The sequence below is a fragment of the Kitasatospora sp. NPDC005856 genome (genome assembly GCF_040629945.1).
Taxonomy (GTDB): domain Bacteria; phylum Actinomycetota; class Actinomycetes; order Streptomycetales; family Streptomycetaceae; genus Kitasatospora.
On the sequence record NZ_JBEXWT010000011.1, the window covers coordinates 110,927 to 126,892 of the forward strand.

Sequence of the window (15,966 nt, forward strand, 5' to 3'; positions counted from 1 at the left end):
CGCTCTCCTTCAGGTGGTGGTCGGGCGGTCCTGCCGGTGACGGCGCAGGAGCTGGTCGTAGTGGGCGACCGACGGCAGCGGCCGGGTGTCGGGAGGCAGGTGGGCCAGGCGCCGCGCGGTCAGGGACGTCACCTTCGCGCGGTCAGCCGCGGGTGGCTCCGGCCCGGCCGGCTCCGCGGTGTCGGCTTCGGCCGCCTTGCGGGCCTCCAGCGCGACGGCGTCGGCGGTCAGCGCACCCGCCTTCAGGGCGACCGCGAGACCAGCCACCAGGTGCTCGTGGGGCAGGTGGCGGCTCAGCAGCAGGACCTCGATCAGGGCCCGGGTGCCGTCGCGCTCGCCGTGAGCCTTGCAGGCCGCCGCCCACCAGGCGTCGTGGACGGGGGTGAACCTGCCTGCGGAGCGGGCCTGGTCGAGCGCGGTCGCCCCGGGCAGGGCACCCGGCTTGCGGACCAGCACCTCAAGGTAGTGGTCGAGGTCGAGGCGGGTGCCGCCCTTGGCGATCAGCCGCTCGTGCCGGGCGACCTCCTCCCTGCCCTCGTGGACGACCACCTCGGAGGCGTGCAGCATCACGCGGACGGTGCGGCCGATCAACCGCACCGGTACCGAGTAGCGGTTCGTGCGGACGCTGATCTGGCCGTAGCGGTCGACCCGCAGCGTGAACAGCCGTCCCGTTTCGAACGGCTCGTCCGGAAGCGGCGCCAGCAGCGGTCGCTCGGCGGCGAAGTACTCCCCGATGGTGCGGGGCCGAGAGCGGATCCGGCGGACGTTGTCCTCCTCGTCCCACCGCTCGATCATGGCGTTCAGCTCGGCGAGCGTGGCGACTTCGGGGACGGGGACCAAGTGGTTGCGGCGGAACCAGCCGATCTGGCCCTCGACGCCGCCCTTCTCGTGGGCGCCACGAATGCCGGGCTGGCAGTAGAGGGCGTCGAGGGCATAGTGCGAGCGGAACGCGGTCCAGCGGTCGGCCTCCACCCGCTGGCGGGAGAAGCCCAGCACCTGGGCGACCGCAGCCCTAAGGTTGTCGTAGCGGACCTTCCCGGTCGGCACCCCGCCCAGCGTGTTGAGAGCGTGGACGTGGCCTTCGAAGAACGCCTCCTGGCCGGCCGAGGCGAAGATGCGGTGCACCGCCTTGCCCGAGTAGGACAGCCGGAACGCGAAGAGGTAGCAGGTCACCAGCTCACCGGCCAGACGCACTGTCACGTCCCCGAAGTCGACCTCCGCTTCCGCACCGGGCTTGTGGGTCTGCGGCACGAAGGCGTCCACCGTGCCCCGCCCGGCCTCGATGCGGATCTCCTCGCGCCGCGACGCCACGTAGCCGCGGACCATCTGGTAGGAGATCTCGTCCGCGTCGTGCTCGTCCACCAGCCGGTCGAAGATCCGCTTCACTGTGTGGCGCTGCTTTCGCGGCGCGTCCAGGTCGGCCCGCAGCATCTGGTCGATCAACGGCTTGAACGGGTCCAGCCTGGTTGCCCTGGGCTGCAGCTTCTTCCGCGGCTCCGGCCAGGCCGACGACAACGCCTTCTGCACCGTGCGGAACCCGACGCCGTACTTGCGCTCCAGCGCCCGGCCGGACAGGCCCGCCCGGGAGTCGCGGCGGATCGCCGCGTACAGATCGACCTTGGACTTCGGCAGCACCCATGCCCCCTCGTCGTGCAGAGCACAACCATGGTGTCGAAGCAAGCACTCAGGCGCTGTCAAAACTCGACGACATCACTCTCCCGTGGCACAGGACGCTGTCGTCGCTGACCGACAGGTGCTGTCACAACTCACATATAAAGCCAGGCGTGGACAAGCCGGACCTCTACGACCCGAAGATCAACAAGTCGTACGCCGAACTCGCCTCCTACTATGGGGCGTTGGTGGACCCGGCGAGAGCGTCGCACCCCAAGGACAAGCCCAGGGTGGAACGGCCCATGCCCTACATCAGGGACTCGTTCTGGAGCGGGCGCACGTTAACCTCCCTCGACCACATGCAGGCCGAAGCCCTCATCTGGGCGAGGGAGACCGCCGGACGCCGCCAGTGCCAGCCGCTTCAGGGGCGGCGCCACTGGCGGTGTTCGAGGCGGCGGAGGCCGGAGCCCTCCTCCCACTGCCCGAGACGCGGTTCGTGCTGGCGAAGTGGTCGACCGCCACCGTCGGCCCCGACATCCACATCAAGGTCGGCCGCACCGCTGTCCAGCCGAGGTTGACCAGATCGTCGAACCTGCGATGAGGACCATCGTTTGCCCAACGGCCCCGCGTGGTCGGCGAAGCCGCACACCACTATTTCGACGGTGCCCGCTTCGGCCCGCTTCGTCCGAAGGCACCTCAGCGACGCCGAGCCCAACACCCGGTTCGTCACCGAGTTCAGCGAGCACTCGAATCGGACGACGGATGCGGAGGCCGAGTTCCTGCAACAAGCCGAGAAGGCACTCGCGGAACTCATGGATCCGAACTAAACGGACGGGGCGAAGACCGCCCAGTGACGACGAGCGGGCGGGCCACCCCGAGGATCCGGATGGCCCGCCCGCAGGATGAGATGACCGAGGCCAGCGCCCTGGCGTTCGCACAGTCGTCGTGAGCCGTCAGAGGAGCGTGTAGACGTTGGTGTCGACAGCAGGCGCCGACGGATCGCCATCTCCGCCCTGTCCCGCGGGCGGGTTCTTGGTGGGGTTCGGGGCGAACGGTGACGGCACGTCTTCCCTGGGCTGCCCGGTAGGCGAGTCCTTGAAGTGTCGGAGAGCGCGGTCCAGGCCCGTAAGTTCCCTTGAAACGACAAGGTTCGGGGTCTTCAAGACCTCGGATACCAGCTTGATGTTCTCGTCGATGCACCCGGCAGCGGGCTTGTCGGGGATCTTCCACTTGTCACCGGCGGGGTAGAACTCAGAGTTGGCGCCGGTGTCCACGAGCGCGATGGGGCCGATCTTGAGTTGCTGGCCGCCATCGTGCTCAAAGGCAACGTCCACCACGCCAAGCCACGGCGAGTTGCCACCGGGGATAGTCGGTAGTCCCACCGTCAGCATGAGGCGGTCGTGCTTGTTCGCGGTCACCTCGTAGCTGATCGCCTTCGTGAGCGTGAAGGGCTTCGCCGGCGGTACGGGCTGCTGATCCTCGGGAATCTTGAACTGGTAGTTGGCCGAGACGACCAGCTGCCCGCCGACAGCAGCGCACGATTTCAGGGACTGGAGGCGGTTGAACGTAATGCTGGCCTTCGTGACCAAGGAAGTGCCGTTGGCGATGTTCCCCAGCGTGATGTCGATGTGGGGACCGTGAAGGTCTACCTTCGTTCGCGCCGCGTTCTGGACAGAGGCGTCGTATTCCTCGCCCTCGATGCCGCCCTCGATGTAGGCAGAGACCTGCGACGCTGCGAGATTGGACTTCAACTCCGGCCCGCTCCGGGCCAGGTCATTGGAGGTCTGCGAGTCCCGCTCGATCCGGAAGACGACGACGCCCACAGCCACAGCGACAACCAGGCCCAGGGCGATGCCGATCCTGACGAACCGGTTGTGCTTCGCTCGGCGTCCGACCTCCTTCGGCGAATCCAGAACGATGTCGCCGCTCTGGGTGATGGCCTGTGTGGCGTTGCCGTAGGCGTTGATGTTCTGGGAGCCCGGCTGGTCGGGGCTACCCATCACGGGGTCCGGGCCTTGTTGCCGACCACGATGTCGCCGGTCTGGGTGATGTTCTGCGTGGCGTTGCCGTAGGCGTTGATGTTCTGGACAAAGGTCTGCTGCGGCGCGGGTACCGCGGCACGGACCTCCTCGACCAGGGCCCGGAGGTCGTCTTCGAGCTCCGGGTTCTCCTCCAGCAGCTCAGTCAGCTTCACCGTCCACCGGTCCCGGAGCGCCGCCCGGACGCGCTCTTGCTGCGGTTCGGCGGCCTGGTCGAGTTCCATCGGGATTCGGTCGAGCTGCACCGACACGCGCTGCTCGTCCCGGTCGTCGCCTCGGCCGAACAGCCGGGCGACCTTGCCCTTGGTGCCCTGCCAGATGTCCGTTGCCGCCGCGCCGACAACCGCGGTTCCGCCCGCGGCTGCCAGTTCCACCAGTGCGTCCGTCAACACCTGTGATCTCCCGCTCCGTTGAGGGATGCGCGGACACGTGCGGCCCGCTAGGGCACACAAGGTAGTGCATAGTCAGATCACGGGCGGGTGAAAGTACGCAGTAGGCCTGTCGCTATACGCGCGGACGGTTGATCCCGGTGAAGGTGAGACCCCGAGGCGCGGGGAGCTCGTACCAGGGCCGGTAGGAGGTGAGCTTCTCCACGAGCGTGTCGTGCCCTCGTTCTCGCGGTCGACCTCGACCAGGAGGACCAGCACGTCGGGGCCGGGGTCGCGCAGCACCAGGTCGGTGAACAGCGAGCGGCGGTGCCGGATCGGGTGCTCGACCTCGGTGGAGAACGCTTCCAGGTACCCGATGTCGGCGCGGGCGAGAAGGCCGGCGGTGGCGACGACGTCCAGGGCGTGCTCGGAGAACGCGGTCGACGGGCCGTCCCGCTCGGGGCGCAGCGCCGCGAGCTTCGCCCCGGCCGGGAGCAGGCCTGCAGCCTCGCGGCGTCCGGCCGCGGTCAGGCACCAGAGCTTGCGGTTGTCCGGCAGGCGCAGTTCCTCCCGCACCCTCCCAGCGTCCTCCAGGTCGCGGATGGCGTCGCGGGTCGCCTTGCTGTCCCGGCAGGACCAGATGCCAGAGCTCACGGGCGGTGGCGCGCTGAAACAGGGCAAGCGACACCAGGACCCCATTCCTGACCGGCTGTGTGAACCCCGCTTCCACCGCACCTCAGCGGCAGGGGGACGAGGGTGCATCCTGGGAGGAGGTATAGATGACCATGGCCGGACGCTACCGGCCGAGGGCCGTCCGGAGAAGCGAGTATCGGCAGCGTCCGGCACCGCAGACGGCCCGTCAAGCCGACGGTGCGCACGGGAAGGGACAAATCGGTGGCGCCACCGGCACACCGGACACAAGACTGCGCAGATGGATGCCCTGCCGCCGCTTCCCTGGCCCGTCCCGGACCCACGCGCCCACCACTTCGTGAACCACTACTCGGACATGCACGCCCTGGTCGCCGAGCTGGTCCTGCCCGAGCACGCGCCCGCCTACGTGGTCAGCGTGCTGGAGACCTCACGCGAGCTGATCCGGCACTCGTACTACCGGTACGAGTTCACCACCGTCGCCGTCGCATACTCGCTGTTCGCCCTGGAACGCGCCCTGGCCGAGCGCCTCGGCGCGAAGAAGAAGACGTTGCAGCAGCTCATCGAGCAGGCCGCCGCCACCGGCGTCATCACCGCCGACCTCGCCGACCGGCTCGACGCCGGCCGGCCGCTGCGCAACAAGTTCGCCCACGGCGATCTGACCGGCAGCGCCCTCACCCCAGCCATGGCCGTGGGCATGGTGCGCACCGCCTTCGACACCGCCGAGTTGCTGTTCCCCGCCCCGGCCGGGGCGGCCGCGGTACCGGGCCGGGCCGGTACCGCACAGGCCTGAAGCGCGGCAGCGCCCTCAGAACTGAATGTCGAGGGCGGGGCTGAGGACGTCGCCGCCGCCTTCGACACCGGATCGGCGGCGGGGCCAGCCACGGCCCTGTCGGCGGATCCGGCAGCGCAGGGCAGGCGGGTCCCCGTCCGTTCCCTGGTCAGTGTGAAGTCGGCGACGGGGCGGGAAGCATCAGGCAGGGGGTCCTGACCCGGAAGAGGAGAAGTCCGCCGGTCGTGGTCTCGACCGTGACCAGGTATCGGCTCGATTCCTGGGATGCGTCGAGGATCGTGTCCACTTTGCCGTCGGTGGTCTCCCGGTAGCCATCGACCTTGAAACCCTGCTGTTCGAGCATCGCGCGGACTTTACGGACGGCCTCGGGGTGCTGTTCGAGCGGGGCGGAGCTGTAGGCCACGTACGTCAGCTTGTACCGGCCGTCGTCCCGGACCTCGTCGTTCTTGCCGACACAGTTGCTGAACTTCGGTTCGGCGCTTCCCGGGTCGAGAGCGGTTCCGGCTGTCTGCGCCATGTACTCGGTCATGTGCTGGGCCCAGTCCTGGGCGTCCTGGCGGGCCTTGACGGGGAGCGGATCGTTGGGACCGGGTGTGGACATGCATCCTCCGAGAATCAGTGGCAGGCAGAGCGCTATCGCGGCAGCACCCAGACGTCGGACTCCGACACGGCGTGCGGCAGGTCGTGGAAAGGGGAACGGCACAGTGAAATTCCTTGCGGCCGGCAGGGTGAAGACCGGTTCGGCCGGGCCGTGGTCGGCCCGGGCTCTAATGGTCACGGACAGACGATGCATTGGGATGCACCTTGGGAACCGTGGACGGCGGCTTCTCGACAATGAGGCGGCCCTGGTTGTCGAGGCTCTTACTGCCGGCATCCCAGTACCCGCTGTGCCCGGACGTGTCGGTCAGGAAGTTGTTCCCGCCGAACCGGTCGATCATCGGGTCGTCGCCGAGGGTCAGACCCGTGGCATATTCGATACCGTCGTCCGCCGCCCTGCCGGTCCAGAAGTGGCTCGGGTCGATGTGCAGTTGGTCGGCGCGCTGGACGGTCATTCCGGGGCTCGCGATGGCGACGATGTCGTCGGCGCCCAGTCCCTGCCCGCCGGCGGCGGCCGCACCGACGAGCGTCGTCCCGTAGCTGTGGCTGAAGACCGAGAGGTGGCTGTGGTTACCGGCGCTGTCCTGGGCGACGCGGGTGCCTTGGGTGAACTGGCGTAGCGCCTCGGACCCGTCCTGGGCCCGGGTGGTGCCGCCGACGCCGACGTTCGCTTCTTGCACGACCGGGATCTCGGGGGCGTCGTAGCCGAGCCACGAGATCACGGAGACCTTCTGGCCCGTCCCCTTCGACGCCTCCTTGGCGGCCTCCTGCATGCTGTTGATGCGTTCGAGCTGGCCTCCCGTGCCGGCGACCGTGGTCCCCGTCCCTGGCACCAAGACGGCGGTGTGGTCGGCGGTGTCGGGGTTGCCCATCGCGATGACCGCTTTGCCGTCACCGCCGTAGGACTTGGAATCGTACGAGAGCAGGAACAACTGCTTGTCCCCGACCGCGGTGTCGTGCTGGTCGAGCTGTTCCTTGAGCTTGATCAGATTCTGCTCACGGAGGTTCCACTCCCCCTCGTCGATTCCGCTTCCGCGGGCGGTGCCGGACCGCAGCCCGTCCAGCTCCTGGTCCAGGGCCAGCCGGTTCGCCTCGTCCCAGACCGTCGCGGGTAGACCGTCCAGCTGCCCGACCTTGTCCGGGTAGAGCGCAAGGTAGCTGCTCTGCTGCTCCGGGGTCAGGGACTTCCACCAGTCGGCGGACTTCTGCGGGTCCTTGTTCTCGGGGACGTACGGGTCGGCGAGGCCGAGGTCCTTCGCCACGTCCTTCACGTCGGTGGAGGTCTCGGCGGTGGAGCCGAACGTCCTGGGCCGGGTCAGGATGTCGGCGTCGAGGCGGCCAAGGGCGTGGTCGCCCTTGTCGCTCGCCTCCTTCGCGTCGGCCAGCGCCTTGTTGATCCGCTCCTGGGCCTGCGTGCACAGGTCGGCCAGCGCCTTGCGTCCCTGGCTGGCCCTGGCCTCCGGGTCGTTCTGCTCGCCCTTGCTCAGCGCCGGCAGGTTCACGATTCCGTCGGCGCCGACGGTCAGGCCCCACTCCTCCGCGCGGTGAACGGCGTTCTTCAGGTTGGTCTGCACCTGGTACATCCGGTCGGCGACGGTGGCCAGGGTGAGGGCGACGGACTCAACCCGCACGATCTCCAGGATCTGCTCGTTCCGGCCCAGGGTGTAGAACGCCTTCTGCGCGTCCTCACCCTCCCAGTTCCCGTTTCGCAGGGGCCCGTTCACCTGGCTGCGGTGCCGACTGTCGGCGGCCTGGGCCCCGTTGGACAGGGCCCGCCAGGCCTTCGCGGCTTCGTGCAGTCCGGTCGGATCGAACCGGAGCAGCAACTCGTACAGGTTGCTCACCGGCCCGGCTTCTCCCATGCCTCGCCGATCCTCTGCTTCTGCCACACGTCGGCGTTGGCGTTCTCGTTGTGGTTGTAGGCCTGCGCCGTGGCGGTGAGGTTGTCGGCCGTCTTGTTGAGGCGGTCGCTGACGCCCGCCAGCACGGGCGCCCAGTTGCCCGCGACCTGGCTGAGCCGAGAGGCCACCGACTAACCCGTCAGCTGGCCGGAGGCTGTCTGGCTGGCGGTGACGGCCGCCTGACAGGGCTTCGCGAAGTCCTCCCCGATCGCCCGTGCCACGCCTGCGGACATGCTGATCTCCCCCGGATCGACCTTGAGATGTCCCACTGCTTTCCCCTCCCGACAGACCCATTGGTCGACAGCGAGCCTATTCAGGTAATCAGCTGATCTCTATCCGTATAGATACTCATTACTTATCAGATGATTAGTCCTGTTCTGATGTGTTTCAGCACTTCAAGGACTGCCTCAGGCTCTGTCAGCTGCGCTCCGATCAGATGGAAGTCACAGTGAACGGGGCTGCTGGTGGGCGTCCTCGTCGACGTTCCCGAGGGTCGGGCAGTTCCAGCGGTGCAGGCGGCGCTCGGTGCGGGCGTAGGTGCGGCCGGCGGCCAGGTCGGCGTTCCCGCGCTCCACGTCCTGCCGGGCGCGGGTGCGCATGGCCTCGAGCATCCGCTGCTCGACGGTCGGTCCGAGACCGTGATCGGCGCAGTACGTCACTACCCAGTGCCGTCACCGCGGCGAGGCGGTCGATCAAGGTGTCGTCGACACGGTGGCTTCTTCGGCAGCGGCTTGGCGGGCGGCGACGTTCTCGCACAGCCGGTGGCGCAGTTCCTGGTAGGCGGTGTGGACGGCGCGAGGGGTGCGGGCCGGGGCGACAGTGGGAGGGCCTCCGGCTGACCCCGCCTGCGCGGGGAGGACCTCAACTCCGGCCCAGTGGAGATCGGGGAGCGGGGCTGACCCCCGCCTGCGCGGGGAGGACGCGGCAGGCGAGCCGGATCGCCACGGTCGGATCGTCCTCCCCGCGAGCGCGGGGGTCAGCCGGACGGAATGTCGGTGCGGGAGATGCGGCTGGAGTCTTCCCCGCGAGCGCGGGGGTCAGCCGACTGCGGCTTCGGACAAGACCCTACCTGTACGTGTTCAGAAGCCTGCGGTGTCCAGTTCGAGGCTCAACGGGGGCGGAAGCTGCAGCGGTGTGCCGAAGGGATGCGGGCCTTCGACCCGGGTGTAGCCGAGCTGGCCGGGCTGGGAGAAAAGGGTGCAGGTACGTTCCTGGCGGTCGACCAGGAGGTACACAGGAGCGCCGAACTGCGAGTATCGCCGGCGCTTCGCCATCCGGTCGGTCTCCCCATTCGATGGCGAGGTCACCTCGACGACGAGCACGGTCTGGTCGGGCAGGAGCGCCCCTTCGGTCTTCGCGAGCTCCGCTGGCACCACGGCCAGGTCCGGGACGTAGTAATTCGGCGTTCCGGGCAGGTCGAGGTTTCCGGAACCGGCACGCAGCCCGAGCTCGCGCATACGGGGCCCGATCTGCTCGCGGATCAGGTCGACGGCGGTCTCATGGGCCCAGGAAGGTGACACGGGGGTGATGACTCCCTCGACGATCTCGACACGGTCGCCCGCAATATGCTGAATCGCGTACTTCAGCGCCTGCTCCGGGTTCGGCACCTGACTGTAGTCACCCGGGCTGGCATGCGCCGTACTCATGTGCTGCTCTCCTGTCCGGATCTCAGTCCTCGGGCTGACTCCCGTCGGTTAGGGGCACTCGAGGGATCTGCGGCACCTAGGAACGTTACTAGGAGCTGCCATGCGGCGTGAACGGCGTGCCGGAGTCCTTCCCGCGAGCGCGGGGGTCCTCCCCGCGGACACGGTGGTCAGCGGCTGGTCGCCGACTCCTACGTCTCCGGCAACTCGTTCTCCCCGCGGGCGCGGGGGTCAGCCGGACCCGTCGGGGGATCGGGTGGGATCGGCGGGTCTTCCCCGCGCCCGCAGGGGTCAGCCGCCGTCGCCGCTCGGGATGATGCTCGCCGAGGCCGAGCACCTTGGCGACAGGCGCATGATCCGGCTGCTGACCTGCCCGGAGTGCGGCGTCATCACCTTCGCCGGAGCGATCCATCGGATCGACATGCGGTTCTGCTCGGGCAAGTGCCGATCCCGGGCCTACCGGCGGCGCGCTGCCCGCCGGGCCCTCGCAGTGTGACGTCAGGCCGTTGCGGAAATCGGCGGGCTACCGGTGGTATGACGTCTGGACGTCACGTCCCGTGCGGAGCGCAGGAATCAGAACTCTCTGGAGGCAGGCCCGTGTTCAACACTGTACGTACCGTGATGACCTTCGCCGCAGACCCCGGGGCGTCGGCCCAGTGGTGGGGTGAGTTCCTGGACGTCCCCGTGAAGCTCGACGTCAGCGACACCGGGGCGGTCTACGCCTGGGTGGAGATCGGCGGGGTCGAGGTGGGCTTCCACCCGGCCGACGACGAGCGCAACCCCCGGGGCGGCAGCCCCGTCGTCTACTGGGGCGTGGACGACGTCGACCAGGTCCGGGAGCGGCTGCTGGCAGCCGGCTGTGAGCACCACCGCGGCCCGCTGACGATCGAGCCGGGGCGACGCATCGCCCAGCTGCGTGACCCGTTCGGCACCATCGTCGGCATCGAGGGTCCGTAGAACGCGCCGAAGGTCCGGTGCCCCGCTGGACCCTAGTGGTCAGCGGGGCACCGGGCGTTCGGCGTTCACCGGTCCAGGTCGTGCAGGCTCTCCAGGCCGGGGGCCGCCGCGTACGCGTGCAGGGCGGACTTCAACGAGTCGGCTGTCCAGTTGGCGCCCTGGGCCGCCGTGGCGTCCAGGTACAGGCCCAGCACCTGGTCCGGGCTGAGCTCGTGTCCGGCTTGGCGCAGGACGGCGGGCAGAGCGACCAGGTCGATCAGCCCGGTCACGTCCGGGCGCACGCTTTCCATGTCGAGCAGCAGCCCAAGCCTCTGCGATCACTCCGAAAGCGGCATGTTCCACACCATCACACCGACCGGCTCTCAAACTCACCGAAGAACCGCTGGCTCCCTGACAAGCCGAAGCCGTGGCTCCACACTTCACCCCGGTAGAACACCATGGCAAGTCCGCTTCTGAGTCGCTTGGGTCGCTGAGTCGCTCACCTCACCAGGGCAACGGCCGGAGGCCTGGCTCTCGGCCTGGCACGAGCGTCTCCGGCAGGCAGCGACTCAGCGACCGAAGCGACTGACGGCTCCGGATCCTCCGCCCGTGCCGACAGCACGGATCCGGGGGGACCGGCGTGCTCTGCCCGGAACCGGGCCGCGCGATCGGTCGCTGGGGCGAGCTACCGAAGCGACCCAAGCGACTCGCCCCGGGACCTTCCGGCGGACCTGCCACGCCCGACACGCCGGGGGATACGCCCTGAGAGACTCAGTCGCTTTCAGTCGCTGGGCTTCAGTCGCTACACAAAACCGCAGGTCAGGGCGCATACACCCAGCCAATCAGCGACCGAAGCGACTCAAGCTCGGGTATATGAAGACATTCCCGTGTGCGTGTGCGCGTTATAGACCCGGGCTACAGTCGCTTCAGTCGCTGTTCGCGGTGAAGATCGCTCCTGACCTGCGAAAACGTCGGAGCGACCAAACCAGCGACTGAACGGGCTCAGTCGCTCCCCCAGAGCTTGGTCGCTGAGTTTGTTCGCCAACCCCGGTAGTAACGGTTCGAGCGTCCCCACTCGGCTAGTCTGTGTGAGCTATCTTCTGAACTTCGGTCGCTTCAGTCGCTGATCGGGGTCCTGCCAGTGCCCTGACCTGGCTTTTTGCCCTCAGCGACTGAACGAGCGACCGAAGTCCGAGCAGCTACCGAACAAGGGGAAGGGACCAGCGTGACGGCGCCGATGGCCGTGGGGAGCGACCGAGCGGGCCGCCAGCCGGATGCGCTGGCCGTCGCCCGCTGGTGCGCGGCCCAGGGATGGCCCGTCCATCCGCTCGCCCCCGGACGCAAGACCCCACCCGCCAACTGCCGCCCCTGCCAGGAATCCCCGCACTCCCCCACCGACTGCCCCTGCCCCGCCGCAGGCCGCTGGTGCCACGGCTTCCACGCAGCGACCCTGGACCAGGGCGTCCTCACCGCCTGGTGGCGGGTCAACCCCGACTTCGGGGCCGCGGTCGCCTGCGGCCCCGCCGGCCTGGTGGTCATCGACGTCGACAGCCACACCGACGTCGTCCCCGCCCGCGACCGCATCCTGCCCGGGATCCCGATCCATGAGGACGTCGACCTCGACGGGCTCGAGAACGGCTACCACACCCTCGCCCTGCTGGCCGCCCTCCGTCGGGCACCCGATCCGACCACCGACGAGGAAACCCTGCGCGTACGCACCCCCTCCGGAGGGCTGCACATCTGGTACCAGGACCGCACCGACCGGCGTTTCGCCTGCTCTACCGGCTCCTCCGCCGGACGCGCCCTGGCCTGGCAGGTGGACGTCCGGGCCCACGGGGGCTACATCGTCGCCCCCGGGACCGTCACGGCGGCAGGCACCTACACCCCGCTCCCCGGAGCCAGGACCCCCGCCCCGTTGCCCGACTGGCTCGCCGAGGAACTCGTCCGCACCGGCCACCTCCAGGACCGCCCCGGCCGGCCGAGCGTGCCGCAGCCGGCCGTTCCCGACCGGGCTCGCCAGGCCGTCGTCGCCGCGGGTGGGGGCCGGAAGGGTGCGGAGAAGGTGATCGACACCGTCCTCCAGGACATCACCGACTGTGCCAACACCCCTGAGGGCGCGGGCTTCACCGGCAAACTCAACCGTGCCGCTTACACCGTCGGCGGCCTGGTCTCGGCCGGTCACCTCACCCACGCCGTCGCCGAGCAGCTCCTCCTCGACGCGGCCCGCACCGCCCGTCCCTCCCAGGACAGGCACAACTCCGCCGTCATCCGTTCCGGCCTGGCGGCCGGAACCCGGCAGCCCCTGCACATCGGGAGGGCCCGCGGATGACCGACAGCACCCGCCGCAAGAGGACGGTCTTCGACCCCGTGGCCACGGCGCAACAGATCCTGGACTACCCGCCCGTCCCGGGCCCCGCCCATCCTCCCTGGCACGGCACCGCCGTCCAGGAGAGCCTCCTCGACTCCCCTCCCCCTGCGGCGGCTCCCGTGCCCCCGCGGGCGGCGGCGGAGCCCGTCCAGGCCTCCGCGGCAGGCCCGCAGGCGACCGCGCACGGCCTGCTGCCCGACTCGCTCTCCGACCGCGGGAACGCCAAGCTCTTCGTCCACCTCTACGGACGCGACTACCGTCACGTCCCCGGCCTCGGCTGGTACCGGTGGTCCGCCCACCGCTGGCAGCTCGACGAGGACGACACCGTCCTGTGGGCGGCCGGCGAGATGGCCGAGAGCATCGCCACCCACGACTCGCGCGGCCTGTACACCAACACCGACCTGCGCCGGCACCGCCGCCGGGCGCTGTCCACCTCCGGCATGAACGCCATGCTGGCCCAGGCCAAGTCCGCCCCCGGCATGGTCCTCAACGCGGCCCTCCTGGACGCGGACGCGTACGCCCTGTGCACCCCCGGCGGCGTGGTCGACCTGCGCACCGGCGCCATCGTGCCGCCGGACCCGACGGTCCACCACCACTCGCGCTCCACCACCCTGGCCCCGGCCCGGATGCCCACCCCGCGCTGGGACCGCTTCCTGACCGACACCTTCGGCGACGACAAGGAAGGCCGCCAGACCCGCGACTTCCTCCACCTGCTGCTCGGCTACTCGATCAGCGGCGACGTCGGCGCCCAGGTCATGCCCTTCCTCTACGGCCAGGGCAAGAACGGAAAGTCCGTCCTGCTCGACGTGATGATCCAGCTCCTGGGCGACTACGCCGACGCGGCGCCGCCCGGCTTCCTCATGGCCAAGACCTTCGACGGCCACCCCACCGACCTCGCCGAGCTCCACGGCCGACGCATCATCGTCTGCTCCGAACTCAAGCCCGGCGACCGCTTCGACGAGGCCCGGGTCAAGCTGCTCACCGGCGGCGACAAGATCAAGGCCCGCCGGATGCGCCAGGACTTCTTCTCCTTCGAGCCCACCCACAAGCTCTGGCTGCTCGGCAACCACCGCCCCGAGGTCGGCACCGGCGGCTTCGCCTTCTGGCGGCGCATGCGCCTGATCCCGTTCGAACGGGTCGTCCCCGAGGAACGCAAGATCGACAACCTGGCCCACGTCCTCGTGGGCGAGGAGGGGCCCGGGATCCTGGCCTGGCTCATCGAGGGCGCCCGCCGCTACTTCGCCGGGGAGAAGGACCTCGCCGGCCCCCAGGCCGTCCAGACCGCGACCACCGCCTACGCCGAGACCGAGGACCACGTCGGCCGCTTCCTCAAGGAGGCGTGCGTCACAGGCGAGGGCATGCGGGCCGAACAGTCCCAGCTCTTCGGCGCCTACACCCGTTGGTGCGGCTTCGAGGGGGCCAATCCCGTATCCGGGCGTGCCTTCGCCGCACGAGTTCGCGAGACACTGGGTATGACGTCTCCCAAGGAGATGGTCCTGTCCAACAGCCGCAAGTACTACCCGGGCATCGGCCTGATCACCGACGACACAGAGGAGCACAACGCGTGAGCGCGCTGATCGACCCGGCCGAGCTCGCCCACGAAACCGACCTCGTCTGGCTGGAGGACACCTCCGACCTCGACTACGTCCGTCAGTCGCTGGACCGCCTCACCACCCGCCGCGGCCGCCCGGCCTACCACCGCGACGGCCGCATGGTCGGCTACGCGATCCTCGGCCCCGACGCCAAGTCCTCGCGGGCCTCCGGCACCTTCCGCCGCCGCGTCTTCTGGCTCCTGCCGCACGACCGCGACCAGGACCCCGAGGGCCTCTACTCCACCGGCGCCCCCTCCGAGGCCGTCGACCCGCGCACCGTCGCCCCGGGCGTCAAGGGCTACAAGACCGAGCGCTCCGAGGGCGGCCCGGCCTCCCCCGCCATGCTCGAACTGGGGATAACGCTCCCGAAGGCCTGACGGCCGGCCCGGCGACGCGGGGCTGGAGAGGGGCGGCTCGGAATCGAGCCGCCCCTCTTCCATGTACGTAGCGGAACTCGGCGGCTGGCCCGCGCGGGCAGCTGCTGGGAAGCCGTTCTGTTTTCGACGGGCAGTTCTGGCCCCGGGGCCGAACGGGTTCAAGTGGCCGCACTTTTAGGCCGTGTGGGTGATGGTGGGTAGCGGTCTCCGGAAATGAACGGCTTGAGGTGGCCCCACCCTCGATCGGGTGAGGCATCAGGGCAGGCACCGCTGTGTTCGATGCGGGACGCCTGGGAACGTCGGAGCGGAAGCCGGCAGCCGTGTCGGGGCCGATGGTGAGTCGGGACCAACGGCGGTCGTCAGCTGATAATCCGTTTGGAAGGGCGCCGGGTGAGCTTCCCCCGCTGAGCGGGAGGTGCTCATTAGCTGTTCAGGGCGGGTGTGGGTGGTTCGACGGCCACTGATTCGGCCGTCGCCCGGTCGGCGTAGTACTTTGCCTCGTATTTGTCGGGGCTGAGCCAGCCGAGGCGTTTTTGGATGCGGCGCGTGTTGTAAAAGCCATACCGCGAAGGGGCCCGAGATCACGGAAGGGGTGGGCAGCCAGGTGGACAATGATCGGCGGCATGCGTCAGTTGTGGCGCTCAGCGATCTCGGGCGAAGCCGTGACTACCGTGACCGGGCAGATGCAGGTCGCGGCCTGGCAGCCTTTGCCGAGATGCAGGAGGCTGTTGAGCCACTGCTGGAGCTCGTGCTCGACCCAGATGACACGTTCGTCACCTTGGCGACCGCAGAAGCCGTGCTTCGGCGAAAGGATCGGATTGGGCTGGCGATAGTCGCCTCGGCGCTGGCAGTTGCTGATACCAATCACATCGATTGGATCCACACCGCAATCGTCGATGTATTCGGCATCTTCTCCTCCGACCGTGACGACGCCGTACAGCTGGTGGAGGAGATCGCACGGGACATCGACGTTCGTGTCTCGCAGGGAGCTCGCCAGCTACTGGAGATCCTGGCCGAGCTCGATCCCGTCCTCCGCCCCGCATAGCGCAGCGTGAGCGCCTCTGCGAACGCCCGGACGCCCGACGACACGGAA

The 15,966-nt window shown here is 69.0% G+C and carries 19 protein-coding genes; 9 read left to right on the forward strand and 10 right to left on the reverse strand.

Annotated elements, in window-relative coordinates:
• Positions 1-9: 9 nt before the first annotated feature.
• The gene (gene istA, locus ABZ449_RS09755; RefSeq protein ID WP_360343052.1) at positions 10-1,632 is read right to left on the reverse strand and encodes an IS21 family transposase; all 1,623 of its coding nucleotides are present in this window, start codon (positions 1,630-1,632) and stop codon (positions 10-12) included.
• Between the two features lie 388 nt (positions 1,633-2,020).
• On the opposite strand from istA, the gene ABZ449_RS09760 reads away from it, so the two are divergent.
• Both ABZ449_RS09760 and ABZ449_RS09765 read left to right on the forward strand, forming a co-directional pair.
• Positions 2,021-2,212 carry a hypothetical protein gene (locus ABZ449_RS09760; protein WP_360343063.1) on the forward strand — a complete coding sequence of 64 codons (192 nt, stop codon included), beginning with the start codon at positions 2,021-2,023 and terminating at the stop codon, positions 2,210-2,212.
• Between the two features lie 10 nt (positions 2,213-2,222).
• On the forward strand, positions 2,223-2,438 hold the full coding sequence (locus ABZ449_RS09765; RefSeq protein WP_360342961.1) for a hypothetical protein: 216 nt from the start codon (positions 2,223-2,225) through the stop codon (positions 2,436-2,438).
• Positions 2,439-2,564: 126 nt separating this feature from the next.
• Here ABZ449_RS09765 and ABZ449_RS09770 read toward each other — a convergent pair whose 3' ends face one another.
• The 3 genes from ABZ449_RS09770 to ABZ449_RS09780 all read right to left on the reverse strand — a co-directional run bounded on the left by ABZ449_RS09770 (position 2,565) and on the right by ABZ449_RS09780 (position 4,672).
• Entirely contained in the window at positions 2,565-3,611 is a 1,047-nt protein-coding gene (locus ABZ449_RS09770) for a hypothetical protein (RefSeq protein WP_360342964.1), read from the reverse strand.
• Positions 3,611-4,042, reverse strand: a complete 432-nt coding sequence (locus ABZ449_RS09775) for a hypothetical protein (RefSeq protein WP_360342966.1) — start codon at positions 4,040-4,042, stop codon at positions 3,611-3,613. The genes ABZ449_RS09770 and ABZ449_RS09775 overlap by 1 nt, the downstream gene beginning before the upstream one ends.
• A gap of 72 nt (positions 4,043-4,114) precedes the next feature.
• Positions 4,115-4,672, reverse strand: a complete 558-nt coding sequence (locus tag ABZ449_RS09780) for a hypothetical protein (RefSeq protein ID WP_360342969.1) — start codon at positions 4,670-4,672, stop codon at positions 4,115-4,117.
• Positions 4,673-4,949: 277 nt separating this feature from the next.
• On the opposite strand from ABZ449_RS09780, the gene ABZ449_RS09785 reads away from it, so the two are divergent.
• Positions 4,950-5,459, forward strand: a complete 510-nt coding sequence (locus ABZ449_RS09785; RefSeq protein ID WP_360342972.1) for a DUF4145 domain-containing protein — start codon at positions 4,950-4,952, stop codon at positions 5,457-5,459.
• A 148-nt stretch (positions 5,460-5,607) separates the two neighbouring features.
• On the opposite strand, the gene ABZ449_RS09790 is transcribed toward ABZ449_RS09785, so the two are convergent.
• The 5 genes from ABZ449_RS09790 to ABZ449_RS09810 all read right to left on the reverse strand — a co-directional run bounded on the left by ABZ449_RS09790 (position 5,608) and on the right by ABZ449_RS09810 (position 9,603).
• Complete coding sequence (locus ABZ449_RS09790; protein ID WP_360342975.1) at positions 5,608-6,060, reverse strand: hypothetical protein; 453 nt, start codon at positions 6,058-6,060, stop codon at positions 5,608-5,610.
• A 166-nt stretch (positions 6,061-6,226) separates the two neighbouring features.
• Positions 6,227-7,900, reverse strand: coding sequence for an alpha/beta hydrolase (locus ABZ449_RS09795; protein WP_360342978.1), 1,674 nt, complete (start codon positions 7,898-7,900; stop codon positions 6,227-6,229).
• The gene (locus tag ABZ449_RS09800) at positions 7,897-8,085 is read right to left on the reverse strand and encodes a hypothetical protein (protein WP_360342981.1); all 189 of its coding nucleotides are present in this window, start codon (positions 8,083-8,085) and stop codon (positions 7,897-7,899) included. Before ABZ449_RS09800 ends, ABZ449_RS09795 begins: the two co-directional genes overlap by 4 nt.
• Positions 8,086-8,400: 315 nt before the next feature.
• Positions 8,401-8,556, reverse strand: coding sequence for a hypothetical protein (locus ABZ449_RS09805; protein WP_360342984.1), 156 nt, complete (start codon positions 8,554-8,556; stop codon positions 8,401-8,403).
• A gap of 480 nt (positions 8,557-9,036) precedes the next feature.
• Entirely contained in the window at positions 9,037-9,603 is a 567-nt protein-coding gene (locus tag ABZ449_RS09810) for a Uma2 family endonuclease (RefSeq protein ID WP_360342987.1), read from the reverse strand.
• A gap of 310 nt (positions 9,604-9,913) precedes the next feature.
• On the opposite strand from ABZ449_RS09810, the gene ABZ449_RS09815 reads away from it, so the two are divergent.
• Complete coding sequence (locus ABZ449_RS09815; protein ID WP_360342990.1) at positions 9,914-10,096, forward strand: hypothetical protein; 183 nt, start codon at positions 9,914-9,916, stop codon at positions 10,094-10,096.
• Positions 10,097-10,197: 101 nt separating this feature from the next.
• Positions 10,198-10,557 carry a VOC family protein gene (locus tag ABZ449_RS09820; RefSeq protein ID WP_360342993.1) on the forward strand — a complete coding sequence of 120 codons (360 nt, stop codon included), beginning with the start codon at positions 10,198-10,200 and terminating at the stop codon, positions 10,555-10,557.
• Between the two features lie 65 nt (positions 10,558-10,622).
• Here the strand turns inward: ABZ449_RS09820 and ABZ449_RS09825 are convergent, their stop codons facing one another.
• On the reverse strand, positions 10,623-10,847 hold the full coding sequence (locus ABZ449_RS09825; protein ID WP_360342996.1) for a hypothetical protein: 225 nt from the start codon (positions 10,845-10,847) through the stop codon (positions 10,623-10,625).
• A gap of 926 nt (positions 10,848-11,773) precedes the next feature.
• Between ABZ449_RS09825 and ABZ449_RS09830 the strand changes: the two genes are divergently transcribed.
• From ABZ449_RS09830 to ABZ449_RS09845, 4 genes are all read left to right on the forward strand, one after another.
• Positions 11,774-12,865, forward strand: coding sequence for a bifunctional DNA primase/polymerase (locus ABZ449_RS09830; RefSeq protein ID WP_360342999.1), 1,092 nt, complete (start codon positions 11,774-11,776; stop codon positions 12,863-12,865).
• A complete protein-coding gene (locus ABZ449_RS09835; protein WP_360343002.1) occupies positions 12,862-14,472 on the forward strand; it encodes a phage/plasmid primase, P4 family in 1,611 nt (536 codons plus the stop codon). The genes ABZ449_RS09830 and ABZ449_RS09835 overlap by 4 nt, the downstream gene beginning before the upstream one ends.
• Entirely contained in the window at positions 14,469-14,873 is a 405-nt protein-coding gene (locus ABZ449_RS09840; RefSeq protein WP_097240598.1) for a DUF6009 family protein, read from the forward strand. Before ABZ449_RS09835 ends, ABZ449_RS09840 begins: the two co-directional genes overlap by 4 nt.
• Positions 14,874-15,465: 592 nt before the next feature.
• Positions 15,466-15,918 carry a hypothetical protein gene (locus ABZ449_RS09845; RefSeq protein WP_360343005.1) on the forward strand — a complete coding sequence of 151 codons (453 nt, stop codon included), beginning with the start codon at positions 15,466-15,468 and terminating at the stop codon, positions 15,916-15,918.
• Positions 15,919-15,966: the final 48 nt, after the last annotated feature.